The sequence below is a fragment of the Niallia sp. MER 6 genome (genome assembly GCF_023714395.1).
Taxonomy (GTDB): Bacteria; Bacillota; Bacilli; order Bacillales; family Cytobacillaceae; genus Niallia.
Window position 1 is genome coordinate 1 of sequence record NZ_JAMAUK010000099.1, and the last position, 1,067, is coordinate 1,067.

The 1,067-nt window shown below is 32.0% G+C and carries 2 protein-coding genes; both read left to right on the plus strand.

The genetic code is table 11. The annotated features are described in order from the left end of the window. The first annotated feature begins 196 nt into the window (after positions 1–196). A complete protein-coding gene (locus tag M3600_RS28350; protein WP_251648567.1) occupies positions 197–664 on the plus strand; it encodes an NUDIX hydrolase in 468 nt (155 codons plus the stop codon). Further along, positions 664–960, plus strand: coding sequence for an NUDIX domain-containing protein (locus M3600_RS28355; RefSeq protein WP_251648569.1), 297 nt, complete (start codon positions 664–666; stop codon positions 958–960). Before M3600_RS28350 ends, M3600_RS28355 begins: the two co-directional genes overlap by 1 nt. Positions 961–1,067: the final 107 nt, after the last annotated feature.

Sequence of the window (1,067 nt, forward strand, 5' to 3'; positions counted from 1 at the left end):
TTCTTTATAAGATGCTTATTTATGATCTTTTCACAATAACCAAATCTATAAAGTTAAACAAGTTAGATAGCAATATGGAGAAAAACTGCGTATTTAAGAGATAAGTGTTTGTTTATTGAGGGAGTTTTGTTAAAGAAGGAAAATTATTACTTCTATAGAAATTATATTAACTACATACATTTAAGGGGTAATTAACATGGATTATGTCAAAGAAATTAGATCTGCAGTCGGCCATAAACCAATCATTTTAGTTGGGTCTACTATTGTAGTATTAAAAAATAAGAATGAGGTTCTTCTACAGCATAGATCGGATACTAAAGAGTGGGGGCTACCAGGTGGTTCTATGGAAATTGGAGAAAGTTTACAACAAACAGCTGAACGTGAACTCTTTGAAGAAACTGGATTAACATCAAAAGGGTTAAAATTTATTGATGTTTTATCAGGAAAAGATTTGTATTTCAGATATCCTAATGGTGATGAAGTATACAATGTAATCTGTGTTTATGAATCGGAAAGCACATTCGGAGAATTACGAATGACTGATGGTGAAAGTTTAGCATTAGAGTATTTTTCTTTAAATGAATTACCCTTAAATTTGGATTCAAGAGCTAAGAAGATTTTTGAAAAGCATTACTTTAACAATGAAAGCTATGTAGTTGATTAATGCGAATTAGAGGTTCGGTTATAATAGTTGAAAATAAAAAGGTTGGTTTGATAAAGAGAGAAAGAAATGATTCCACATATTATGTTTTTCCTGGTGGTGGAATAGAAAAGGGAGAAACTATTGAGGAAGGTACTAAAAGAGAAGCATTCGAGGAATTAGGGGTAGAAGTGAAACTTAATAAATGCATTGCTACATATGAATATAATGGGAGACAGTATTTTTATCATAGTGAAATAATTAATGGTATCTTTGGTACCGGTGTTGGTGAAGAATTTACTGTGAATCGGCTACACTAAGTTGGACAGAATTTATAAGGGCTAGTACACTAAACATACTAACCCAAAGGAGCTTGGTACAATGCCGCGCCAACGTAGAACTTTTACAGCTGAATTTAAACTTCAAT